The 22,758-nt window shown below is 48.9% G+C and carries 22 protein-coding genes and 1 pseudogene; 9 read left to right on the plus strand and 14 right to left on the minus strand.

Annotation, left to right across the window (positions count from 1 at the left end; genetic code table 11):
- Positions 1 to 7: 7 nt before the first annotated feature.
- Genes AALG83_03625 through AALG83_03640 form a run of 4 tightly spaced genes read right to left on the minus strand, consistent with a single transcriptional unit; the run spans position 8 to position 3,880 of the window.
- Entirely contained in the window at positions 8 to 901 is an 894-nt protein-coding gene (locus AALG83_03625) for an abortive infection family protein (protein ID MEY8382240.1), read from the minus strand.
- Complete coding sequence (locus tag AALG83_03630; protein ID MEY8382241.1) at positions 898 to 2,025, minus strand: restriction endonuclease subunit S; 1,128 nt, start codon at positions 2,023 to 2,025, stop codon at positions 898 to 900. The genes AALG83_03625 and AALG83_03630 overlap by 4 nt, the downstream gene beginning before the upstream one ends.
- On the minus strand, positions 2,012 to 3,634 hold the full coding sequence (locus tag AALG83_03635; protein MEY8382242.1) for a class I SAM-dependent DNA methyltransferase: 1,623 nt from the start codon (positions 3,632 to 3,634) through the stop codon (positions 2,012 to 2,014). Before AALG83_03635 ends, AALG83_03630 begins: the two co-directional genes overlap by 14 nt.
- A gap of 27 nt (positions 3,635 to 3,661) precedes the next feature.
- A complete protein-coding gene (locus AALG83_03640; protein ID MEY8382243.1) occupies positions 3,662 to 3,880 on the minus strand; it encodes a helix-turn-helix transcriptional regulator in 219 nt (72 codons plus the stop codon).
- Between the two features lie 802 nt (positions 3,881 to 4,682).
- On the opposite strand from AALG83_03640, the gene AALG83_03645 reads away from it, so the two are divergent.
- From AALG83_03645 to AALG83_03670, 6 genes and pseudogenes are all read left to right on the plus strand, one after another.
- Positions 4,683 to 6,929: a phage/plasmid primase, P4 family gene (locus tag AALG83_03645; GenBank protein ID MEY8382244.1), complete on the plus strand. Its 2,247-nt coding sequence runs from the start codon at positions 4,683 to 4,685 to the stop codon at positions 6,927 to 6,929.
- Between the two features lie 221 nt (positions 6,930 to 7,150).
- Positions 7,151 to 7,372 (plus strand): hypothetical protein, encoded by a 222-nt coding sequence (locus AALG83_03650; GenBank protein ID MEY8382245.1) that lies wholly within the window; start codon positions 7,151 to 7,153, stop codon positions 7,370 to 7,372.
- A gap of 83 nt (positions 7,373 to 7,455) precedes the next feature.
- Positions 7,456 to 7,665 carry a hypothetical protein gene (locus AALG83_03655; GenBank protein ID MEY8382246.1) on the plus strand — a complete coding sequence of 70 codons (210 nt, stop codon included), beginning with the start codon at positions 7,456 to 7,458 and terminating at the stop codon, positions 7,663 to 7,665.
- A 15-nt stretch (positions 7,666 to 7,680) separates the two neighbouring features.
- Positions 7,681 to 8,619: a phage major capsid protein gene (locus AALG83_03660; protein MEY8382247.1), complete on the plus strand. Its 939-nt coding sequence runs from the start codon at positions 7,681 to 7,683 to the stop codon at positions 8,617 to 8,619.
- Positions 8,620 to 8,766: 147 nt separating this feature from the next.
- Positions 8,767 to 8,952: a hypothetical protein gene (locus AALG83_03665; protein ID MEY8382248.1), complete on the plus strand. Its 186-nt coding sequence runs from the start codon at positions 8,767 to 8,769 to the stop codon at positions 8,950 to 8,952.
- A gap of 126 nt (positions 8,953 to 9,078) precedes the next feature.
- Positions 9,079 to 10,707, plus strand: a pseudogene (locus AALG83_03670) (recombinase family protein).
- Positions 10,708 to 10,795: 88 nt separating this feature from the next.
- Here AALG83_03670 and fusA read toward each other — a convergent pair.
- On the minus strand, positions 10,796 to 12,880 hold the full coding sequence (gene fusA, locus AALG83_03675) for an elongation factor G (protein MEY8382249.1): 2,085 nt from the start codon (positions 12,878 to 12,880) through the stop codon (positions 10,796 to 10,798).
- A 311-nt stretch (positions 12,881 to 13,191) separates the two neighbouring features.
- Between fusA and AALG83_03680 the strand changes: the two genes are divergently transcribed.
- The 3 genes from AALG83_03680 to AALG83_03690 all read left to right on the plus strand — a co-directional run bounded on the left by AALG83_03680 (position 13,192) and on the right by AALG83_03690 (position 15,821).
- A complete protein-coding gene (locus AALG83_03680) occupies positions 13,192 to 14,112 on the plus strand; it encodes a 1-phosphofructokinase (GenBank protein ID MEY8382250.1) in 921 nt (306 codons plus the stop codon).
- A gap of 4 nt (positions 14,113 to 14,116) precedes the next feature.
- The gene (gene thrB / locus AALG83_03685; GenBank protein ID MEY8382251.1) at positions 14,117 to 15,016 is read left to right on the plus strand and encodes a homoserine kinase; all 900 of its coding nucleotides are present in this window, start codon (positions 14,117 to 14,119) and stop codon (positions 15,014 to 15,016) included.
- A 202-nt stretch (positions 15,017 to 15,218) separates the two neighbouring features.
- Positions 15,219 to 15,821: a S24 family peptidase gene (locus AALG83_03690; GenBank protein MEY8382252.1), complete on the plus strand. Its 603-nt coding sequence runs from the start codon at positions 15,219 to 15,221 to the stop codon at positions 15,819 to 15,821.
- Positions 15,822 to 15,901: 80 nt separating this feature from the next.
- Here AALG83_03690 and AALG83_03695 read toward each other — a convergent pair whose 3' ends face one another.
- The 9 genes from AALG83_03695 to AALG83_03735 all read right to left on the minus strand — a co-directional run bounded on the left by AALG83_03695 (position 15,902) and on the right by AALG83_03735 (position 22,758).
- Positions 15,902 to 16,336 carry a hypothetical protein gene (locus AALG83_03695; protein MEY8382253.1) on the minus strand — a complete coding sequence of 145 codons (435 nt, stop codon included), beginning with the start codon at positions 16,334 to 16,336 and terminating at the stop codon, positions 15,902 to 15,904.
- An 18-nt stretch (positions 16,337 to 16,354) separates the two neighbouring features.
- Entirely contained in the window at positions 16,355 to 16,810 is a 456-nt protein-coding gene (locus tag AALG83_03700) for a hypothetical protein (GenBank protein ID MEY8382254.1), read from the minus strand.
- A 22-nt stretch (positions 16,811 to 16,832) separates the two neighbouring features.
- Positions 16,833 to 18,218 carry a hypothetical protein gene (locus AALG83_03705; GenBank protein ID MEY8382255.1) on the minus strand — a complete coding sequence of 462 codons (1,386 nt, stop codon included), beginning with the start codon at positions 18,216 to 18,218 and terminating at the stop codon, positions 16,833 to 16,835.
- Positions 18,219 to 18,391: 173 nt separating this feature from the next.
- Positions 18,392 to 18,778, minus strand: coding sequence for an SMI1/KNR4 family protein (locus AALG83_03710; protein ID MEY8382256.1), 387 nt, complete (start codon positions 18,776 to 18,778; stop codon positions 18,392 to 18,394).
- The gene (locus AALG83_03715) at positions 18,778 to 18,999 is read right to left on the minus strand and encodes a hypothetical protein (protein MEY8382257.1); all 222 of its coding nucleotides are present in this window, start codon (positions 18,997 to 18,999) and stop codon (positions 18,778 to 18,780) included. Before AALG83_03715 ends, AALG83_03710 begins: the two co-directional genes overlap by 1 nt.
- A complete protein-coding gene (locus AALG83_03720; GenBank protein MEY8382258.1) occupies positions 18,996 to 21,299 on the minus strand; it encodes a hypothetical protein in 2,304 nt (767 codons plus the stop codon). The genes AALG83_03715 and AALG83_03720 overlap by 4 nt, the downstream gene beginning before the upstream one ends.
- A 28-nt stretch (positions 21,300 to 21,327) precedes the next feature.
- Positions 21,328 to 22,212 carry a hypothetical protein gene (locus tag AALG83_03725; protein MEY8382259.1) on the minus strand — a complete coding sequence of 295 codons (885 nt, stop codon included), beginning with the start codon at positions 22,210 to 22,212 and terminating at the stop codon, positions 21,328 to 21,330.
- Between the two features lie 3 nt (positions 22,213 to 22,215).
- A complete protein-coding gene (locus tag AALG83_03730; protein ID MEY8382260.1) occupies positions 22,216 to 22,443 on the minus strand; it encodes a hypothetical protein in 228 nt (75 codons plus the stop codon).
- 12 nt (positions 22,444 to 22,455) lie between these two features.
- Positions 22,456 to 22,758: a phage holin family protein gene (locus AALG83_03735; GenBank protein ID MEY8382261.1), complete on the minus strand. Its 303-nt coding sequence runs from the start codon at positions 22,756 to 22,758 to the stop codon at positions 22,456 to 22,458.

Here is a 22,758-nt window from a genome sequence, read left to right on the forward strand (position 1 = left end):
TCCTCTCTTATATCTGTTCCCTAAATACATCAACCAAATAAGTATTCAGTGTCGCTGCAAGATTGATAGAAAGATTAGCCATTGCCTTTGATATTGCAGATGTACCTTTTCCTGCTCCATGAGATGCAGAGGAGTTATTTCTAATAAAAGGTAACGACATGAGAACTTTTTCTTTGAATCCTGCACTCGTCATGTTATCAGGAAGGGGCAGTCCTCCACCTTCAATGAATTCTTTTGTCAACTTATCCGCATTCCCTCTATCGGTATTAAGGATAACCTTTAATACGCTTTCATAACTTTTCTCTGCATTTGATATAGCCTCGGCATAATCGCCCTTTTGATAAAACTCTATTGATTTTATTAACTCATCATATGCGGATTGAAAAATCGGCGCAGCATCAACAAGTTCTCGCATCTGTGCTATTGCTTTTTGCTTCAAATCCTGCTCAAATTGCTGCGAATCCACCTTGATCATTCGTCCGTCGTGTAGCAACCAAGGTATATCACTGCCTTTAAATACATTGTTTATCTCAGACTGAAATTCAGCTTTTTCTCCATCGGATAATTCTTTATACTGTAATTCTATTACATCGAACAGGAATGGTGTAAAAGCAGATGCCAAAGGATTAAATGCAGGACCATCAAAAACATTGTGTGTTAGAGAAATATATGGTGCTCCTTTTTCGCTATTGAATACTCCAACCGCAAGATGAAGAACATCGGTTCTCTCCTCATAGCTGTCGTATCGATTTGGGTATATAATGGTCGGCTCTGCAAAATCATACATTACAGAAGCTATTTTTTCTTTAATCTGATATTCTATTTCTCCGCAAATATGATCTTTGGGTTCGCCATTTCCAAATTCGATCAGACTGCTATATCGCTCAGAAAATAACATCATGTTCTCTCTCCTTCCTCCACGGAGCCTTTAATTAGAATCGGACAAATATCTTTTATTTGAGCTTTCAATTGTTCATTGATTTCTCTCCGCAGCATATATGCAATATAGATATTTGCGACTGAGTGTTGTTTTTCGATGCTTGGCAGTGGAATTTGAATTTCATAAAACCTATCCAGATCCAAATTTGCTCGGACACTGGCATCACTGGCAAACCATCCGTATCGATCAGTCTCTGGGCGGGAGAACCATAGCATGATATACTCCGCCACAGCAGATGAATCTTTCACTTGTAGCACTGAATAGGCAGGAGAAATCAAAATAGGCTCATCTTTGTCATACAGGGCAATACGAATGCACTTGTCTCGTCCGGTCTGCATTGAACTGTACGCAAACTGACCATTTCGGACAATTTTGTAATTCTTGAGATTCACTGAAGTAGTATCTGCAACGGATGGCATAAATTGTTTTTCAATGTTAATACCCTGCACATTTGTTACCGTTCCTTCTGTATTCCGCACATCGATTTCTTCCAGCAATTCTCCTACAGATACTTTTGGAGCAGAATGCTTGATGATATCAATTTCAGCAAATACAGCCTGCTTTAAATCTTCCAGACCCCGCTCATAACTACGTTGATTGGCGAGCATCGCATTGTAAATATCCACATATTTCTGCTGAATTTCGATGGGCGGCAGAAAAATTTCCATTTCACACAGTGCATCCCAAGAAAACACTTCAGTGGAACTACCCCAAGAGCGATAGCAAGCCTCTCTGTCCCATTCGGAACGATTAAAATGGAGAAACAAACATTCTGGTAGCACCTCTGTACGCTTTTCTGGTCTAACTCGGAAAGCAATGTTGTTCCAGCTTATCAAAAATATTTCCGACGAATCGTTATATCCAAAACCTATCTTTTTACCATGAGTTCTTGGGTTATATACAAACTCCTCCGGGGATACAACAAGGAATTTGCTCAAGTCTGTCGCAGATACATCTGCCTTTGTTGGAATGATCTGCTTTGTAATCGTCATTCCACGAACAGCATCCGCCCCATAAAGGAGATCGGCATTCGTATCGGTGGATAATTCTATTAGTGAACCAAGAGTACATTTAGTCAATGCCATAGCCAATCCCCCTAAACGCATCTTTGAGCATTGACTGCGACAATTCCTCAGACACCATCAGCAGGCGCATTTCGTCCTGAATGCGGGCCATTTCCTTGGCGTAATCGATATCGAGGTCATGGTCGATAAACTCAATGTATTTACTTGGGGCTAGAGAAAAGTCCTTATCTTCAATGGAAATGTCCTCTGGGCGCCCCTTGTCCTTTTTCAGAATTTTCACAGACTGACAGAATTCCGGCACATCTGCATAGAGGATTGTATCTACGCTCTGCCACGCATCATAGACCTTTTTGACATCCGCAATCTGTGCAGGAGTTAAAACTGTCTTTTTCTTTTTCTTGCCCTTATCAATGACGATTTCTTCAACATTCTGATCCCAGCGACGCAGATCCATGAACAGAACTTCACCACGGCGGTCACGCACTTGGCGTCCGTTTACAGTGCTAGCTTTCTTATTCATATTCACGATCCACAGAGTAACGGAAATGTCGGTGGTATAGAACATATCACGAGGTAGAACGATAATAGCCTCAATTTTGTCATTCAAAAGAAGCTGTTTACGGATTTCATATTCATCAGGGTCATTCAAAGCACCGTTGGCCAGAAGGAATCCGGCAATGCCGTGGTTGACATCCAGTTTGGAAATCATGTGCAGAATCCAGGCATAGTTCGCATTGGACACACGGGGAACACCATAACCCTGCCAACGGGGGTCATCGAGCAACTGGTCTTCACCACGCCATCCTTTGAGATTGAAGGGTGGGTTTGCCATGATGAAATCGACCTTTTTATCCTTGTGCAGATCCTCTGTAAAGGTGGACGCATTCTTTTCGCCAAGGTTATGAGAGATACCACGGATGGCAAGATTCATCTTGCACAGACGCCAAGTCTCCTGTACGCTCTCTTGTCCGATGACGGAGATGTTTTTGCGGTTTCCGTGGTGGCTTTCTACGAACTTATGAGACTGTACAAACATACCGCCAGAGCCGCAGCAAGGATCATATACCACACCGCTGTAAGGCTCAATCATTTCGGCAATCAACTGAACAACACAAGCCGGGGTATAAAATTCACCATCTTCCTTGGTGCCGGATGCCGCATACACCTGTAGGAAATACTCGTACACACGACCGATGAGGTCTTCTTCATGGAAACGGGACTCATCGATTTTATTGACCTCGTCAATCAGCTGCTTGATTTTCTCTTTCGGCGCACCGAGGGTAGCATACAGATTGAGGGACAACGCCCCCTTCAGCGAAGGATTACTTTCCTCAATATCCGCCATAGCCTGGTCGAGAATAACGGCAATATCATTGGCGCCGGCATTCTTTACGATATAGTCCCAACGGGCAGTCTCCTTGAGATAGAACACATTGACCGCATTATAGAAAGAGGCTTTTTCCAAAAATGCAGGAATATCACCATACTGCGTCTTCAACTCAGCACGGCGCTTTTCAAACTTATCACCAGCAAACTTCAAAAAGCACAGTCCGATGACAGCATCTCTATTTTTATCGGTACTGCCAACGCCACGAAGAGCCACACGGCAGTTCCATAATACGGTCTCCAAGGAAACCGCTTCTTCTTTCTTTTTTGCTACTCTTGCCATAATTTTACCTCTTTCTATGCCGGAGCATTACTTTTCTTCGCCGTTGCCCGGCACAAATTCCAATATATCGTCCACACCACAATTCAGCGTACGGCAGATACTTTCAATCGTGTCTAAGGATACATACCCGTTTCGTTTCATCCGGGGAACGATATTGGATGAAAATCCGGCTTGCTGCTGAAGCTGAGTGGTAGTCATATCCCTCTCAATCAGCAGATGGAACAGTCTTTTATAACTAATAGCCATATCACACCTCCGTGCGTGTTTCAAATCACTTTGGATAGTATTATATCATGAAGGCGTGATGTTTTCGAGGCGGCAAGCATATTTCTCTGTTTCACATCTAAAAAAGCATATTTTTAACCTCTTTTTGCATACTGTTTGGCGAATTATCAAGCGAAAAACTCTTCAATATAAAGATTTCCCCCCATTTTGGGATATCCCCCCTTGCTAATTCTGCAAAAATTCGCACGAATCCCCGTGCCGGTCTGTGTCTTGAAAGGTCATAGAGATTCGACCACCCCTACCCACAGGTAAACGCATACATACTTTGAAAGCTGGCACTGAAGTGTCACTGGTCTGACACTGACATGACAAAGATAGTGTGCTATTATTATAATCGCAGAAGGTGAGGACACAGGGAAACAACCTTCTGCGATAAATTTAAAATGGACAATTGAATAGCTACGGAACAAAATCGCCACAGGAATTTTCCTGCGGTGATTTTTTATGCCCTGACTTATATCTCCGTGCCAAAAATGGTATGGGGATTTTTTGTTTTATTTCCGGCAAAAAGTCATCCACTATGGCGAAATAGTGAGAAGTAAATATTTCTCAATTGTCTGTTCAAACATCGCTCTCACCTCCAATGGATAGTAAGGAGAGAAATTTTTTCAAAAATCTTCGGCCAAACCAGGGGGTGACCTCCAGTGGGTAGTGTGGAGAACATCACTGAAAAATCGAAAGGAGATACACAGTGCAAGCTCAATTAGAAAAAATACCGCAGTTCCTCAAAGACAATGGCCAGTTCTGTTGTTGAAAGTACGAACTGCGGGACAGAAACAAAACCAAAGTGCCTTACACGCCGGGGACAACACGCAGAGCTAGCGTGAGCGACCCTGCCACCTTCGCAGTCTTTGAGACTGCAGCAGACGCAACCGGGTTTGACGGCATCGGCATCCGTATCCACGGCGGGATCGTGGGCATCGACCTTGACCACTGCATTGAGGATGGCAATCTGCTCCCGTGGGCGCAGGCTATCGTAGACCGCTTCGGTGCGACCTATATCGAGGTCAGTCCCTCTGGCACGGGTATCCGCATTTTCTGTCTGCTGCCAGACAACTTCACCTACGATACCCAGACCTACTACATCAAGAAAGGTGATATCGAGGTCTACATTCCCGGTCACACCAACCGATTCCTCACAATCACCGGAAATGCTCTTACGGATGCCGATGTGGTGGAAACGGCAGAGGCACTTCTCTGGTTGCTCGACACCTATATGCGCCGCCCCACACCACCTACACCGGCTGTTGCTGTTCCCGGCGAAAGCTATCTCAGCGATGAAGAAGTCATCGCAAAAGCCACCGCCGCCCGGAACGGCGAAAAGTTCCGCAGACTGTGGGATGGAGACATCACTGGCTACAAGAGCCGGAGCGAAGCGGATGCCGCCCTCGTTGCTACGCTGGCATTCTGGTGCAGCGGTGATAAGACACAGATGGACAAGCTGTTCCGGCAGTCCGGCTTGATGCGTGAAAAGTGGGATTCCCTCCGTGGTGCTGACACCTACGGCAATATCTCCATCGAAAAGGCGGTGGCACAGATAACTGATTACTACAAACCCATCATACCACGCTCCGCTGCCGAGGACTTCGGTGTGGCTCGGCTGAAGCAACTTGACCCTATGGACTCCTCCAAATACCCCTGGAACGATATCGGTGCCGGACACATTTTTGCAGACTTTTACCTAGACCGACTGCGCTATGTGCCGGAACGCAAAATATGGTTTCACTACGAGGGTGGCATCTGGCGGCCGGACACCGGCAATCTCCGTGCGATGCTCTACTGCATGGAACTGGCAGATCTCATGTACACCTTCGCCCTTGAGATAAGGGACGAGGATAAGCGCAAGTCCTATATGAAATACGCCAGTCGATGGCAGAGTCACTCCAACCGAGTCAACATCCTCAAAGATGCCCAAGTATACCACCCAATCCCGTATGGCAGTTTCGATGCGGATATTTACATCTTCAACTGCAAAAACGGCACTCTGCATATCGACACCGGGGAATTCACGGAACACCGCAGCACTGACCTTCTCACAAAGATAAGTCCCGTGGTGTATGATCCCACAGCCTACTCGGAGCGTTTCACAACCTACATTGATGAGATCATGAGCGGCGATGCTGACAGAGCCAAGTTCCTGCAAAAGATACTCGGCTACGGTATTACCGGGGACACTCGCCACGAATGCATGACCATCCTCTACGGCGTGACCGCACGCAACGGCAAAGGCACTCTCTGTGAAAGTGTACTGAAGGTGCTTGGGGATTACGGCTGCGCCTCCCGCCCGGAGACCATTGCTATGAAAAGTTACACCAACGGCTCACAGCCGAGTGAGGATGTGGCTCGGCTTGCCGGTGTCCGCTTCGTGAATATCCCGGAGCCGGGAAAAGGCATGGTGCTTGATGCCGCCAAGGTCAAGGCTATGACAGGCAACGATACCCTCAATGCCCGGTATCTGCATGAGAATAGCTTTGACTTCCGTCCTCAATTCAAAATCTACATCAACACCAACTACCTGCCGATCATCAACGATATGACCCTCTTTTCCAGCGACCGAATCATCATTATCCCGTTTGACCGGCATTTTGATGAACAGTCCCGTGACACTACGCTGAAATGCCGCTTTGCGGAGGAAACTGTCCAGAGCGCCATCCTCAACTGGCTGTTGGAGGGATACCGCCTGTTGCAGACGGAAGGTCTGTACCTCCCACAGTCAGTGAAGACTGCCACAGATCGCTATCAGCACGACAGTGACAAGATGGCGCTGTTCTTTGAGGACAACCTTGTGGCGGACGAGACGGCAGAAGAACTGACCTCCACGGTCTATGCCCGGTATAAGGGGTGGTGCCAAGAGAACGGCAGCTACCCAGAGGGAATGAAGAACTTCAAACAGGGGCTGCAGGCATTTGCCCAGGTAGTCCGCAAGCGTCCCAAACACGGTGGTGAGAAAACCACGATGCTCATCGGCTATCGGCTCATTTCCGAGTTCGATGCTCCGCCGCTGACATAAATCACACGGCTTGGGGCAATGTGGCAGATGATTATAGGTTTTCTCTATAGGAAAACAAATCTTGAAATCAACCATAATTACTTGCCACATTGCCCCAAGCGGAAAGGAGGCGGTGCCTATGATTGCGTAGCACCCTGTGACAAACACACCCAAAATCACCGAAATCAAGCATAGCCTGTATGTATGCTATACCTTCACCAAGAAATAAGGAGGAGAATTCTATGAGCAACAAAATCGCCAAGTCGTTCCTGCAGGAACACTTCTGCAAGCACGATTCCATTACTCTTTACAAGGCAGACGGTACTCCCGTCACCTTTACCAAACACCATAACCTGGTCGTGAATGGTGGTCACTATAGCTTTATGTTCAAAACCTATGATGACCTAATGGAATTCTACAAGAAGCACCATCTATGCTTGAAGCCGGTCATCAACATTGGCTGATGCACCCGTACACACCTTACGCACAAATGCGCGTATTCAAGCAGGGTATATGCCCTAATTCAAACATTATGGAGGTTTTTTCTATGAACGTTACCAAAGAATATTTTGAGAAACAGCTCAAGAAGCATGACAAGGTCACTGTGTACTCCGCAGAGAACATCCCGCTGAATATCAGCAAGGCATTCTATGTGACCCGTGACGACGCTACCTTTGAGTCCGAGATGGACTGCGAGGATCTGGCGCTCTACTGCAAGCACATGGGCCTGCAATTCAAACCCAACACCAACGAATAACAGGAGGAAAATGCAATGAACGATTATACCAATATGCTGCCCCACATCGATGGCTACGATTATGAACACCACTTCTGGAACACTCTGCGTGGCAACGCTGGCCACAAGGAGTTCCTCAACAAGGGCATGGAATCCATTACCGGCGCTTACACTCTTACTCCAAAGGGACAGGATGACTATACCGCTGCCATCAAGCAGGAGAGCCTGTTCCGCAATCTTGCCACCGACATCAAGGTGTATGACCACGATTACCGCATCAAGACTGTCAACACAGATGATGTTGCTGTCTGGGTGCCGGAGGGTGGCACAATCCCCGTCACAGATGGGATGGCTGATTTCAGCGAAATTGCGCTGACAAGCAATAAGGTGGCGGTGTTTCTCAAACTGGAGGATACGCTCGTCCGTGACCCTTACTTCAAAATCGAGGATTACCTCGTGAAGCGTCTTGCTAAAAACTTCGGCAGAGCCGAGGACAATGGCTTCATCAATGGCACTGGCGAAGATATGCCCACAGGTATCCTCTCTGAAAACGGTGGTGCAGAGATCGGTGTGACTGCCAATGTACTGACCTACGATGATGTAGTCAAGCTGTTCTTCTCCGTGAAGCCGGAGTATCGTAAGCACGGCACTTGGCTCATGAATGACGAGACTGCGCTGGCTCTGCGTACCCTCAAGGACGATTCCGGCAATTACATCTGGAACCATGCCAATGACACCATTCTGGGTCACAAGGTCTGCATCTCCGAATTTATGCCTGACGCCCAGTCCGGCAGCAAACCTATCGCCTTCGGTGACTTCAGCTATTACTGGATCGTATGCCGCTGCCCTGTAAGTGTTCGCACCCTCACCGAGCAGTTTGCCAATGTGGACTGCATCGGCTACCTTGCCTTTGAACTTCTGGACGGAAAACTCATCCGCCCCGAAGCCATTAAGGTCATGCAGATGACCGCATAATTTCCGGGAGGCCCCTGTGGGTAGTATCCTACAGGGGCTATTCCCTCTAAAACTTATGCGAATTTTTACACGAAACCCCAAGCCCGTTGTCCACCTGTGTGGGCACAGAGATTTGACCCGCCCTGCCGGGTTGGAAAGGAGGCCGTTATGGATGTGAACACCATTACCAATAACAAACCGATTCGGGTCACAGAAATGCAGGTCGGTGATACGCTTTTCACCGTAATCTCCGTTGAAAGTGACCGGGCCAGAGAACGCCTATACGATAAGGTGAAAAGGATGATACTGAACAATGAGAATACGGAGATGCCACCCACGGCTACGGCTGCATAAGCACCTGTACGGTAGACCGCAAATAACCCTTGACTTATCCGCAATAGTACGGGAATATGTAGTACCCGCTTGAGGACTGTCGGAAAGGAGCATATCATGAAACAATGAAATAGACAGTCCTCCACTATTGCGACGGATAAAATCACGGCTCTGTATTGCCGCCTCTCCCGTGACGATGAACTTCAGGGCGATAGCAATTCCATTCTGAATCAAAAGGCTATCCTCCAGAAATTCGCTGATGACAACGGTTTTGGAAACACCTTGCATTTTGTTGACGATGGCTACAGTGGCACCAACTTCGACCGCCCGGACTGGCAGCGCCTTATGGCTCTTGTGGATGAAGGTAAGGTCGGTACGGTCATCGTAAAGGACATGAGCAGACTGGGCAGAGATTACCTCAAGGTGGGCTACTACACCGAGGTGGTGCTGCCCAGTGCAGATGTCCGCTTCATTGCTATCAACAACGGCGTGGACAGCGCCAATCAGCAGGACAGCGATTTTACTCCGTTTCTTAATATCATCAACGAATTGTACGCTAAGGACACCAGTAAGAAAATTCGTGCGGTATTCAAGGCAAAGGGTGAATCCGGCAAACCTCTGTGTACCAATCCTCCGTATGGCTACCTCCAAGACCCAAACAATAAGCATCACTGGATCGTGGATGATGTCGCAGCAGATGTGGTCAGAGACATCTTCAAAATGTGCGTAGCTGGAAAGGGGCCGTCCCAGATAGCCAAGGCACTGTCGCACCGTAAGATACTCGTTCCCACCGTGCATCTCCACCGCCTGGGCATCAACACTCCTGCGAGAGAGCCGGAGGACATCTACGCTTGGCAACAGCGCACAGCGGCAGATATTCTGGTGAAAATGGAATACTTGGGTCATACGGTCAATTTCAAGACCCAGAAGAAATCCTACAAATCAAAGAAAAAGGTCAATAACGACCCGTCCGAGTGGGTGATCTTCGAAAATACCCACGAAGCCATTATTGACCAAGAAACCTTTGAAATTGTCCAAAATATCCGCAACGGTAGACGCAGGCTCACGCCGATGGGCGAAATGCCGGTCTTGTCCGGGACGCTGTTCTGTGCCGACTGCGGTGCGAAACTGTACCAAGTCCGAGCCAGAGGGTGGACATACGAACAGGAGCATTTCGTCTGCGCCACCTACCGCAAGCAAAAAGGAAAATGTACCTCCCACCAGATCCGCAATGTGCAAGTGGAGTAGATTCTGCTGACAGAGATAAACCGGATGCTTGCCTTTGTGCGTGAACGGGAGTCCGAATTTGTGGAACTGCTCACCAAGAAAAATGAGCGTGACCTCAATCGGCAGTTCCGTGAATGCAGCCGGGAATTGGAGCAAGCCACACAGCGTATCACCAAACTGGACGGCATCATCCAACGGCTCTACGAGGATAATCTCGATGGCAAAATCAGCGATGAGCGTTTTGCCAAGATGACTGCCACCTATGAGCAGGAGCAGAAAGACCTCTCCGCACGGGTGATTGTGCTGCGTGAGACCCTTGCCAAGGCAAAGACCCAACGGCTCAACATCGATTCCTTCCTCGCACAAGTCAAGAGGTATACCGAGGTCAAGGAACTGGATGCCGAGATCATCCGCGCTTTGGTGGAGCGTATCGATGTATTCACGCCGGAGAAGGTGCCGGGTACCAGAACGAAAAAACAGACCATTCTCATCCATTGGAACTTTATCGTAGCAGTCGAGCTGCCTCAAGAACAGAAAACATCGGCATAGCCGGATTTCTCCAAACTATGCCGATATTTTTCCAAGGTATAAAATCCCTTAGTGAGGCACCCTTTCTGCGCCCTCTTTTTTCATGCGTCTATTCGTCCTCTGCCATATCCTTCTTGGCCTGTTCGATGACTTTCGCCGCCATCTGCGCGGGCAGCTCTTCATACCGCTCAAAGGCTATCTCGAAAATGCCTCTGCCCTGCGTCATCGAGCGCAGGTCCGTCGCATATCTCGCCATCTCGCCCATCGGCGCTTCGGCCAGAATCTTCTGCTTTCCGCCTTCCTGCGGCTCCATGCCCAAAATGCGACCCCGCCGCCGGTTCATATCGCCCATGATGTCGCCCATATACTCATCTGGCACGACGATCTCCGCCCGGCCGATGGGCTCAAGCAGAACCGGGCTTGCCTGGGGGCAGGCCGCCTTATAGGCCAGGCGCGCCGCAGACTTAAAGGCCACTTCCTTGGAATCCACCGGGTGATATTTCCCATCGAACAGCGTCGCCTTGACGCCAACCATGGGATAGCCTGCCAAAACGCCCTTTTGCATGCATTCTCTCAGGCCCTTTTCTACCGCTGGAATGAACTCTTTTGGGACGACGCCGCCCACAATCGCATTGACGAACTCAAAATCCGTCGAACCATCCGCCAGCGGCTCAAAGCGGATGGAGACAACGCCAAACTGCCCGGCACCGCCAGACTGCTTCTTATGCCGCCCTTCCGCCTCTGCGGATTTGCGGATCGTCTCCCGGTAGGCGACTTTGGGCTCCTTCAGCGCCGCCTCGATGCCAAACTTATTTTTCAGCTTATTGCAGATTGCCTCAATATGCAGCTCTCCCATGCCATAGGCAAGCATATCGCCTGTCTCGGTATTTTTGCTGAGCGTGAAAGTTGGGTCCTCCTCTTCCATGCGCCGCAGGCCGGAGATGACCTTATCATCCTCCCCCTGCTTCTTTGCAGAGATCGCCAGGCAGATGCAGGGCCTGCCAAACTCGGCCCGCTCCAGCACCACCTTATCCGCCGCACTGCAAAGAGTATCGCCGGTTTTGGTAAACTGCAATTTCGCCAGCGCGCCAATATCGCCCGCCTCCAGGCTGACGACGTTTGTTACCTTTTTGCCCAGCATGACTGAGACATTGCCGAACTTCTCCGCCTTTTCTGCCGAGCTGTTATAGAGCTGCGTATCCGCCCGAAGTACGCCGCGCAGAATTTTCACCAGGCTGATTTTGCCCACAAAGGGATCGGCAATGGTCTTGAAAACCTGGCCGACGAACTCGCCCTGGCTGCTGCGGGCAATCCCTATCTGCTCGCCCTTTTCGTTTTGGCCCAGCGCAGGCGGCATCTCCGCCGCCGCGGGCAGATAAGCTGCCAGCGCATCCATCAGCTCCTTCACGCCGGCGTTTTGCAATGCAGATGCCGCAAAGACCGGGATAATATCGCCGTGCAAAATGCCCGCGCGCAGGCCAGCCAAAATATCTTCCTTATCCAGCGGCTCGCCGCCAAAGAACTTTTCCATCAGCGCTTCATCACTGCTGGCAGCATTCTCGATGAGCCCCTCGCGGAGCTCTTCGGCCTCCAGCTGCAAATCCTCCGGGATGGCCACGGCTTTTGCCGCCTTCTCACCGTATTCATAGGCCGCGTTTTCCACAATATCGATATATCCCACGACATTCTGGCCCTTCAGCAGGGGGATTTGCAGCGGCGTAACCGCGGAGCCAAATTTCTGCCTCAGCTCGCCCACTACTTTATCGTAATCCGCGTGTTCGCGATCCATCTGGTTGACCAGCACAGCCATGGGTTTGCCCGCGTTTTTGCAGAACTCATATGCTTTTTCCGCGCCCACGCCGACGCCGGAAAAGCCGTTTACGACGATCAGCGCGCTGTCTGCGAGATAATATGCCTGGGTCGTCTCCCCAATAAAATCAAAGAAACCAGGAGCATCGATAAAATTCAGCTTGACATCCTGCCACTCGACGGGAGCCATCGCGGCCGTAAGGGAGATCTGGCGGCGCGCTTCTTCCGGGTCGTAATCCGTGGTGGTGTTTCCATCTTCTACCCGCCCGCGGCGCTCGATCAGGCCGGCGTTTGCCAAAAAGGCTTCGGCAAGCGTCGTTTTGCCATCGCCACCGTGCCCGACGATGGCGATATTTTTGATATGTGCGGCATCGTAAACCTTCATCCTGTTCCTCCTGATTTTCATATATTGCAATCCGCGATGCGGAATGGAAAATCCATATGTCAAAAGTATGGGAAAGCCTGCTTTCTTCATACCAAAAAAAGCGCATGCCCAAATTTCTTTTTTTAAAGAGATATACTTTCTAAAAAATGGATTTAGAAACTAATTAGCCATTCTATCCCGGAATTCCTGCTAAATTACAAACTATTTTTTTAAAAGTTCTGGAATCGCCCTCTGCTTTATGAGATAATAGAGCATATGAGCTGCCAAACCGCCCATCCGGGGCGTTTTGCAGGCGAGAGTTTGGAGGAGTTATGATTTATACCGTCTATCTGAACCCAACGATTGATAAAACCGTTTATCTCGATCATCTCGAAGTCGGCGGGACAAACCGCCCGGATACCGTCTTGACGCAGGGGGGCGGCAAAGCGCTGAACCTGGCCATCGTCGCCAGCCGCCTTGGAGCGGAGGCATCCGTCTGCGGCTTTTTATGCCAGGAGGGCTGCGAGCAGATTCGCTCTGCACTTGCCGGCCTTCCCTGCTATTTTACCGAGCTGCCTGGCCAGCCCAGAACCAACACCAAAATTTATGAGCGCGACGCGGCCCGCGTAACCGAGCTGAATGAATCCGGCCCGCTTTTTGCGCCAGAGGCATATGAGGCCTTTGAGCAGGATCTGCTTTCTCGGCTATGCAGGGAAGATCTCGTGGTGCTGACGGGCTCGCTTCCCAGAGGCTGTGCGCCGGAATATTACGGCCAGCTGATCCGCAAGCTGCCCTGCCCTGCGGCGCTGGATGCCTCCGGCGCGGCGCTGCTGCCCGGCGTTGCGGCGGGGCCCATGGTCATCAAGCCCAACACAGATGAGCTCACCCAGCTGACGGGCAAGACCTTCCACAGCACGCAGGACATTCTCGCCGCCTGCCGGCAGATTATCGAGGGCGGCGTCTCTGTCTGCGCGGTCTCTATGGGAAAAGAGGGCGCACTGATCACAGATGGAAGCAAGGCGTTTTTTGCGGGCAGCGTCGTGGAGAATCCCGATTCCACCGTCGGCGCCGGCGATTCCATGCTGGCGGGTATTTTGAGCGTAATCACCCGGGGCGGAGCCATCGATGAGGCACTGCGGGTAGGCAGCGCGGCAGCCGCCGCCACCATCTCCCTGCCCGGCACGAATCTGGCGACCCCTAAGCTCATACAGGAATTTCTCGCAAAAGTAACGACAACAGAATTGGAGTTTTAGACACATGTGGAAAGTAAGCATCCCCGCAAGCAGCGGCAATATCGGCGTCGGGTTTGACTGTGCCGGCCTGGCCATCGCGCTGTATAACGCAATTGATTTTGAAGAGCGCGAATCCGGGCTGATCATCGAGCAGAGCGTGCCCTCGCCCTATATCCCCTGCAATGAGAAAAACATGATTTTTCAGGCGGCCAAATACGCCGCGGATAAGCTCGGCAAAAAACTGCCGGGGCTATATTTAAAGCAGTATAACGGGATCCCCCATACCAGAGGCATGGGCAGTTCTGCGGCTTGCAGTGTGGGCGGCATCCTCATTGCCAACACCGTTCTTGGCGCCAAGCTTTCAAAAGATGATGTTCTAGAAATTGCCACAGAGCTGGAAGGCCACCCGGATAATGCCGCTCCTGCCATCTTTGGCGGTGCGTGCGTCAGCGCAAAGCATTCCGGCAAAATTTTGACGCGCCCCATTCCCATCCATGAGGATCTGGCGCTCTGCCTGGCCATCCCTTCCTTCACGCTTTCCACCAAAAGAGCCCGGGGCGTTCTGCCCAGCCAGATTCCCGTAAAAGATGCCATCACAAATATCTCTGGCATGGGGCTTCTGATTTCCGCTTTCTACTCCGGAGACTATGCCTCTCTGCGCGTCGCACTGAATGATCGGCTGCATCAGCCCTACCGCAAAGGCCTTATCGCCCATTTCGACGACGTGATCCAGGCTTTTTACGACAGCGGCGCATACGGCGCATGCCTTTCCGGAGCCGGACCCACTATCCTGGCTTTCGTGGATAAGGCAGACGCACAGCTTGCCGCGCGTGTCGCCCAGAAAACCAAATCTTTTTCTGGAAACTGGGACATCGTATCCAGCGATTTCGATCGCAAGGGCGCTTTTGTCGAGAAACTATCCTAACGTGCTTTCCCAGAAGAGCCGGCGTATCCCCTGCCGGCTCTTTTTCTATTTTCTGCAAACAGATAGATATGCGTTTCGAAAGCGGCGGCTGCCGCTCTGTTCCGCCGCCGGTATGCAAATTCTCCGGCATAGGGCGCAAATTTTGCTTGCTTTTTCTCACGAATAGTGTAGTATAAAATAGAGAGATAGTGGGAGGAAAAACATGTTTGATTCCAGGCTCAAAAAGTTGAGGAAAGTTGCCGGCTATACCCAGGCCGAGTTTGCAAAAAAAATCGGCGTCGCAACCTCTACCGTCGGCATGTGGGAAAGCGGCAGCCGCCGCCCGGATTATGATACCCTGAAAGTCGTCGCAGAGGCTTTGGGCGTTTCCATGGGCTATCTTTTGGGCGAAGAGGAGCTGATCACGCCTTCCAGCATCGCGCAGATTCCGGTAGTTGCCAGCGTGCGGGCAGGCTTTGACGGCGGAATCCAGGAAGAGCATATGGGCACAGAGCCGGCGCTTGGGATCAGAAATGCGGAAGAGTTTCGCTATGTGCGCGTGCGCGGCGATTCTATGCTCCCCCAGATCGAAGAAGGCGACTTGGCCTTGGTGCATCTGCAAAGCGACGTGGAAAGCGGAGAGTTGGCCGTCGTCATTGTGGATGGCGAGGATGCGATGATCAAAAAAGTCATAAAAGAAAAAGAGGGCTATATCTCCCTCGTCTCTATCAACCCCAATTATCCCCCCCGTAAAATCTCCGGCGAACAGCTAGAGCGGCTCATCGTTTATGGGAAGGTTTATGGCATTACCCGCTCGTTCCTCTAAAACTCTATCAGCAAAAATTTAAGAGAATCCGAGATTTTCGGTTTCTTTTTTATTTGGATGAATTGGAACATCGCTCATTATTACATTTTATATTTCTTACCACCATCCACTCCCAGCGTTCCCGCTATCGTTCTCAGCGCCAGGTCCCCTCCTCTTGTCTGCGTCACTTTGCTTACAAACTTCTCTCCAGCTGATTCCTTTCGCTCCTCTCGCCGAAGTGCCGCCCCAGACAGCGCGTTCAGCGCAAAGTCTACGCTCCCTGCTATTAACCCATATGCCAGCGCGCTTCCAATTCCATTCCCCGATTCTATCGCGTCTCTGGATGTTTTTCCCGCTGTATTCAGCCCGCTCATTGCCGCCCCTGCAATTGGGTTAATTGCCGATACGATTGCTGTGGGTATTATTCCCCCAAATGCCCCTACCAGCTCTCCTACTTTTCTCTCAAATGCACTGGCCGAATGGTTCTTCACATTCAGCTCTCTCTGCCCTCTTGAAATATAAAAACGAGCTTGCATGAGCAAGCTCGTTTTTATTTATTTTGCTATTACGCTTCCTTCTGGGGATGTCCAATTCAGGCTCTGACAAATAGCCGTCAATAATTCATCAGCATTTCCTATTTGATACTTCCTATCAATTTCCTCTTCTTCTTTTAAAAGCAAGATATAAAAATGTTCTAGGCTAAGTAATTGCTTGAAAAATCGCATGAGTATATTTTTTTTAGCCTCTTCTCTCTGAGCATTTACTAAGTAGGCTAAATTAGTAAGCTCTTCACCTTGTAATGTTAAGGCAATATAATTCTCTAGCTCTCCACCTAGGATCCCCTGATAATATTTCAAATCTGGGTTTTGATGAAAGACGAGCGTTGATTCAAATAAAAACTCACGTGTCTCCTTTGGAAATACTTCACCTCCCCATTCAGCTAGTATCTCCGACAAATTGATTAACTCGATTTGTTTTTCTGGTATGAGTACGTCTAAAATAAAATTCATTCTATCTTTCACTCCTTAAATATTAGTAGAATCTTGTTTGCCCTCCACGAACCCATCCGTTTTTCGGATCATAAGTAAATCCGTGTTGATGAGGATTAAAATGATCCCCTCTGCCATGATTTGTCCAGTGAACCTCACTCCATGGTACATCATAGCCATTAGCAGTGGGCCATGTATTTTCAGGAAAACTAGCAGACTGTCTATAGACATCTCCTGTTTTTGAACTTTTCTTTCCTCCTAGTACAGTATGAGCCCTTCCATTCGCTTGCGGATCTGGCAAAGGAATATCTTGTCCATTTACTTTTTGTTTACGTAAAGGAATAGGCGCACCATCACCATCAATTGGTATATAACCCTTTGAATCAAGTGTATCATAATTAGTATTCTTTGTCATCTGCCCCATCATCGTTGCCTCATCCAGCGGCTTGAGCATCCCGTCTGCGTCTGTCTCATAGACTCCCTTGCTTATGTTCGTTCCAAGCCGCATACCCCCGTTTACTACCAGGCTCACCGCTATCGTCTTGAGCACTTCCTCTTCGCTCATCGTCTCCTTGTAGTTCGGGTCATACATCTTCTTGATGTTGTGCTGCATCAGCAGCGAGAGGGTATCTGCTCCTGTGTCTACCAGCGTTCCCGCTATCGTTCTCAGTGCCAGGTCGCCTCCTCTTGTCTTTGCTACCCGGCTTACAAGCTTCTCTCCCCAGCCTCCTTGTCCTCTCGCCTGGAAGGCCGTCGATGACAGCGCGTTCAGCGCAAAGTCTACACTCCCTGCTACCAGCCCATATGCCAGCGCGCTTCCAATTCCATTCCCCGATTCTATCGCATCTCTGGATGTCTTGCCCGCCGTGTTCAGCCCACTCATTGCCGCTCCTGCTACCGGGTTGATGGCCGATACCAGCGAGATTGGCAGCATCCCTCCGAATGCCCCTGCCAGCTCTCCTACCTTGCGCTCAAACGCGCTGGCCGAATGGTTCCTCGCATTCTGATTTCTCTGCCTTCTCGACCAGTTGTCCGTCAGTATCTCTTCTGCTTTCTTATCCCAGTAATCCAGATGTTTCTGATACGCATCCTCTCCATAAAACGCCAGTATCATCGGCGCTCCGTTATGTGCGCCCAGCCAGGCTATCCCTGATACTGCATAATCCAATCCTGTTTCTACCGCCTCACACAGCCCATAGAGAAATTCACAGGAGTAGTATTCCAGCTTTTCTTCCGCCCGGCTCTCAAACGTGATGAGCCTGTCCATCTGCTGCTCCAGCTCTTTGAGGTATTCCTTGGTATACTCTCCGTATTCCCCTTTCATGAAGATATAGTCTTTCGCCGTCTCATATGCCATGTTCAGCTTAGACCATGCTTCGATAACCCTTCTCTGGTCTCTGCTCAGCGCCGCTTTTTCTACCTCGCTCATATATCCGTTCACATAATTTAGCACCAAATCTTGTGTTACGAGGTCCTTCGGTATCCCATCCGCTAAACATTGATCTATCTCCGGATACTACAGCAGTGTTCTCGGAAAATAAAAGGAGAGGCTATGGAGCCTCTCCTTTTATTCTTTTTAAAAAAATACTAATTAGCGAAGTTTTATATCCGAGTAATAAATTCTTGAAAACTTACCCCGTATTCAATAGCTTCACTAGGCGTCAGTCCTATAAAAGGAATACTTACAATTTTTACGGGGGTTACAGTAGTATCAAACGCGAAAGCTTCTAGTCCTCCATTGCTACCAAATATCAGTAATCCAGGCGCATATTTATAAACTTGATATGCTTTATTATAGAATAAAAGTTTTTCTATAGGCCAAAGAATTAAATACTTTTTTTCTATCCATCCTTCTCCTCCATTATTTTTCATCATGAAGGAAAAATAATCTTCAGGCAAATTTATTCCTAAATAATTCTTTAGTTTATTGATTTCTTCCAAAGTAGCCGGGGAATTAAACCTAAAATTACTATACGAATTTTTCGTCATTACCGATTCCTCATTTCCCATATTCTTTCATTCCACCAATTTACCATTTTAATATGCTGTTCTTGCGTTAAGAGGCATTTATTTTCTATATCCGTTGGATTTCCTCCTACTTTAATAGGTTCTTTTTCAAAAATATATTTAGCCTCGGCTCCTTTACTATTTTTTCTTAACGTTAGATTAAATTCATTGCATGCTTTTCGAATTTCTGAATATCTACTCATCCTTCTAAACCTCCGAAACTTAATTTCTTAAATTCTTCTTCTGCCTCTTTCTGAATTCGATTCCACCAAGGTGTAACAACCTGTCGATGAGCACTAGCTTGGATACCTACTTTATTGTTTGGCGAAATCGGATCCCCTCCAAACTTTACAGGTTCAATTTCATGTATCTCAATATTGTTCTTAGAAAAATAGTCTGAATCTCCTTTCCTAAATGCCCTATTTGCTTTATTTGCTTGCTTTCTTGCATTTTGATAGTTATCATCCTCCAATAATACCCATGCTTTATTTTGATCTGGCATCGGAACAATATCATCAGGATAGTCATCCCATTGTACTATTTTGAATTGTTTATTATCTGGATCTATAATTTCTATCCGATTTTTATTCATTATATCATCCCCCTCTACTTTTACGCTAGAGGGTTCTGCTTCAATTTCGAGCCCTTTTATCTCTACCCCTGGCTTCTCTGCATCCACCTCCTGGAACATGCCAGAAAGCCCTCCCGATTCATCTCCTTCCATATCCATTATCTTCGGCTCATCCGCGCCTTTGGGCATCTGATCCATCATCCTCGCTTCATCCAGCGGCTTGAGCATCCCGTCTGCGTCCGTCTCATAGACTCCCTTGCTTATGTTCGTTCCAAGCCGCATGCCCCCGTTCACTACCAGGCTCACCGCTATCGTCTTGAGCACTTCCTCTTCGCTCAGCGTCTCCTTGTAGTTCGGGTCATACATCTTCTTGATGTTGTGCTGTACCAGCAGCGAGAAGGTGTCGGCTCCTGTATCCACCAGCGTTCCTGCTATCGTTCTCAGCGCCAGGTCTCCTCCTTCTGTCTTCGCTACCCGGCTTATAAACTTCTCCCCCCAGCTCGCTCCTTTCGCTCCTCTCGCCTGGAATGCTGTCGACGACAGTGCATTCAGCGCAAAGTCTACGCTCCCTGCTACCAGCCCATATGCCAGCGCGTCGCCAATTCCATTCCCCGATTCTATCGCATCTCTGGATGTCTTGCCCGCTGTATTCAGCCCGCTCATTGCCGCTCCTGCTACTGGGTTGATGGCCGATACAATCGAAATTGGCACCATTCCTCCGAATGCCCCTACCAGCTCTCCTACTTTTCTCTCAAACGCACTCGCCGAATGGTTCCTTGCATTCTGTTCTCTCTGCCTTCTCGACCAGTTGTCCGTCAGAATTCCTTCTGCTTTCTTATCCCAGTAATCAAGGTGCTTCTGATACGCATCCTCTCCATAAAACGCCAGTATCATCGGCGCTCCGTTATGTGCGCCCAGCCAGGCTATCCCTGATACTACATAATCCCATCCTGTTTCTACTGCCTCAAACAGTCCATAGAGAAATTCACAGGAGTAATATTCCAGCTTTTCTTCCGCCCGGCTCTCAAACGTAATCAGCCTGTCCATCTGCTGTTCCAGCTCTTTGAGGTATTCCTTGGTATACTCTCCGTATTCCCCTTTCATGAAGATATAGTCTTTCGCCGTCTCATATGCCATGTTCAGCTTAGACCATGCTTCGATAACCCTCCTCTGGTCTCTGCTCAGCGCCGCTTTCTCTACCTCGCTCATATACCCGTTCACATAATTCAGCGCCAGATCTTGTGTTACCAGGTCCTTCGGTATCCCATCCTCTAAGCATTGCTCTACGTCGCTTATCCCATCCTCTACTATCGCTTTGACTGGGTCATGCGTCTGCTCATATGCCTCTTCCCTCTCCTGCTGATACTGCCCTGTCAGCGCTTCCTGCAGTAAGTCCTGGTCTTCCCTTATGATATTTCCCTGGTCATCCACCACCGGTTCCTGCATTGCAAATGGATCGTGATAGAGCTCGTAATTCGGATCATCTTCGCTGAGCGGCTTGTCTCCTTTTCCCTCTACATGAAACGCCGGCTCTTCTTTTTGTTGTTGCTGTTCCCTCCTTTCTTCTTCCTGCACTCTGTTGAATACGTTATAGAGGTTTGTAGAAGTGATTTTTTCCTGATCTTCCTTGCTCATGGTTTCCCATGCAGTTTTAGGGCGAATCTGTGGCTGTGGCTCATTATTTGTATTTGTCCGATACGCTTTTTTCCTCTGTTCTCTCAAAAGGCCTTTTGTTATCGTGTCCACACGTGTCGAAAAGGCCTGCTGCCTTTCCTTTTCCCGCGTCTCTGGGGTTGAGATTGTCCAGCCAAAATTTCCCCCGACTAACCAGGTCTCTGAATCCGCCTCTTCCTTTTTCTTTTCTTCATCCAGAATCTGCTGAAACAGCTGATAGTTCTGCACATTCTGGTATTGGTTCATATCTTCCGTCATAAACTCCACCTTCTTAGCTTTTCATTTTCTATTTCCAAGTTCCTCTATAAAAAGTAATCCCTCGTTTAATAATTTCTTTCTCTTCATCTGTAAGTGGCCGCGGAGGATCTTTTCGATTTTTGTTATAATTTTCTAACGCCTGCATTTTGTTTAATAACTCGCTATAACTAACACGCCCTGAAAAATTAATTCCAAATCTTGCCATAATCTCTTGTGCTTTGTTAAAATCTGCCTGAGTACCTTCTGGATCTTTATTTACATTCACACTACTTACTTTCTTTTTAGCCCCTTCCGCCTGCTGCACGGCATAAGAGCTTGTCCCAATTGGAAGCCCAAGAGCATCTGCGGCCTCCTGCGTCATGATCCTGCCAAAGGTGCTGACCTCGTTCATCGCCTTATTGTAGGAAAACTCCGTCTGATAGCGGTCTGCCTCCTGCTGCGCCTGCCATGCGTTGAAGTTGTAGCTCGCAGCATACTGATGCTCCTGCGCCTGGGCATTGCTCTTGCTCAAAATCGCCTGCGCCAGGTATTGCGCCATATTCTGATCCCGCGTATACCCCGCCTGAATAATTTTCTGGGCAATATCGTTCTTCTGGTTCTGCTCCTGCAAGTTGGCCTGGTTCAGGCTGTTCTGCAGCGCAATCTGCCGGCGGATGTTGCTGGTTTCCGAAACGCCGCTGGAAGTCAGCCCCCTCGCCGCCATCACCTCTCTCGCCCCCTGGGCCGAGATCAGCGAGTTCCTGTAAATCTGCTGACGCGCAGAATCATACTGCTGGGAGAGCTTGTCCGATTGTGTGTTCAGTTCACTCACAGCGCTGTTATATGCCGCGTCCTGCGCCTTCTGCTGTTCCTTCTTCGCCTGCTCATAATCCGCGTTATAGTCGTATTTCTGATATTCCGGTGCGTTTGCCATTTCTTAATCCTCTCTTTCCATTCTCTCGAGATCTGTAATCCTGTGTGAATTGCTCTTGATTTTCTCCTCTGCTGCTGTCATCCGCTCCACAAGGCTGTTATGAAGCTTCACTTTCTCCTCCAGCTGCTGCAACCGAAAGCTCGTCAGGCGGGAAGATGCCAATATCCCGCCCACCGAGCCAACAATGGTTCCCAGAAAACCGAGCAAAGCTGTCAGCGTTGCTCCGTCCATTGCTTCTCTCCTCTAATTTTTCTCCTGCACACTTTCTTCTTTTTTCATCTGCTTGCTCATCTGATGCCCATATACCGCCATGCCTGCGCAAAGCAGCCCTTGCAGCATGCCCATCAGAATGTTCTGAAGCATATTGCATTCCGCCTTGGGAAAGATGGCAGCGTATGCCGCTCCCAGCAGTATTCCCGCAATCCCCAAGGAAATGGGAATATACTTTGCCTGAAACAGCGCCGCCTTCTTGGTAAACATCCCTGCCAGATTGAGCGCAGGAATTAGAATCAAAAGCTCCGGCCGAATATACTCAGAAAAATCCAT

The organism is Christensenellaceae bacterium 44-20 (genome assembly GCA_041223705.1).
Classification (GTDB): Bacteria; Bacillota; Clostridia; order Christensenellales; family Christensenellaceae; genus QANA01.

Coding starts and splice junctions, on each gene's coding strand:
- AALG83_03625 (MEY8382240.1), bottom strand. CDS start 901: ATGATGTTATTTTCTGAGCGATATAGCAGTCTGATCGAATTTGGAAAT.
- AALG83_03630 (MEY8382241.1), bottom strand. CDS start 2,025: ATGGCATTGACTAAATGTACTCTTGGTTCACTAATAGAATTATCCACC.
- AALG83_03635 (MEY8382242.1), bottom strand. CDS start 3,634: ATGGCAAGAGTAGCAAAAAAGAAAGAAGAAGCGGTTTCCTTGGAGACC.
- AALG83_03640 (MEY8382243.1), bottom strand. CDS start 3,880: ATGGCTATTAGTTATAAAAGACTGTTCCATCTGCTGATTGAGAGGGAT.
- AALG83_03650 (MEY8382245.1), top strand. CDS start 7,151: ATGAGCAACAAAATCGCCAAGTCGTTCCTGCAGGAACACTTCTGCAAG.
- AALG83_03655 (MEY8382246.1), top strand. CDS start 7,456: ATGAACGTTACCAAAGAATATTTTGAGAAACAGCTCAAGAAGCATGAC.
- AALG83_03660 (MEY8382247.1), top strand. CDS start 7,681: ATGAACGATTATACCAATATGCTGCCCCACATCGATGGCTACGATTAT.
- AALG83_03665 (MEY8382248.1), top strand. CDS start 8,767: ATGGATGTGAACACCATTACCAATAACAAACCGATTCGGGTCACAGAA.
- fusA (MEY8382249.1), bottom strand. CDS start 12,880: ATGAAGGTTTACGATGCCGCACATATCAAAAATATCGCCATCGTCGGG.
- AALG83_03680 (MEY8382250.1), top strand. CDS start 13,192: ATGATTTATACCGTCTATCTGAACCCAACGATTGATAAAACCGTTTAT.
- thrB (MEY8382251.1), top strand. CDS start 14,117: ATGTGGAAAGTAAGCATCCCCGCAAGCAGCGGCAATATCGGCGTCGGG.
- AALG83_03690 (MEY8382252.1), top strand. CDS start 15,219: ATGTTTGATTCCAGGCTCAAAAAGTTGAGGAAAGTTGCCGGCTATACC.
- AALG83_03695 (MEY8382253.1), bottom strand. CDS start 16,336: ATGCAAGCTCGTTTTTATATTTCAAGAGGGCAGAGAGAGCTGAATGTG.
- AALG83_03700 (MEY8382254.1), bottom strand. CDS start 16,810: ATGAATTTTATTTTAGACGTACTCATACCAGAAAAACAAATCGAGTTA.
- AALG83_03705 (MEY8382255.1), bottom strand. CDS start 18,218: ATGAGCGAGGTAGAAAAAGCGGCGCTGAGCAGAGACCAGAGAAGGGTT.
- AALG83_03710 (MEY8382256.1), bottom strand. CDS start 18,778: ATGACGAAAAATTCGTATAGTAATTTTAGGTTTAATTCCCCGGCTACT.
- AALG83_03715 (MEY8382257.1), bottom strand. CDS start 18,999: ATGAGTAGATATTCAGAAATTCGAAAAGCATGCAATGAATTTAATCTA.
- AALG83_03720 (MEY8382258.1), bottom strand. CDS start 21,299: ATGACGGAAGATATGAACCAATACCAGAATGTGCAGAACTATCAGCTG.
- AALG83_03725 (MEY8382259.1), bottom strand. CDS start 22,212: ATGGCAAACGCACCGGAATATCAGAAATACGACTATAACGCGGATTAT.
- AALG83_03730 (MEY8382260.1), bottom strand. CDS start 22,443: ATGGACGGAGCAACGCTGACAGCTTTGCTCGGTTTTCTGGGAACCATT.
- AALG83_03735 (MEY8382261.1), bottom strand. CDS start 22,758: ATGGATTTTTCTGAGTATATTCGGCCGGAGCTTTTGATTCTAATTCCT.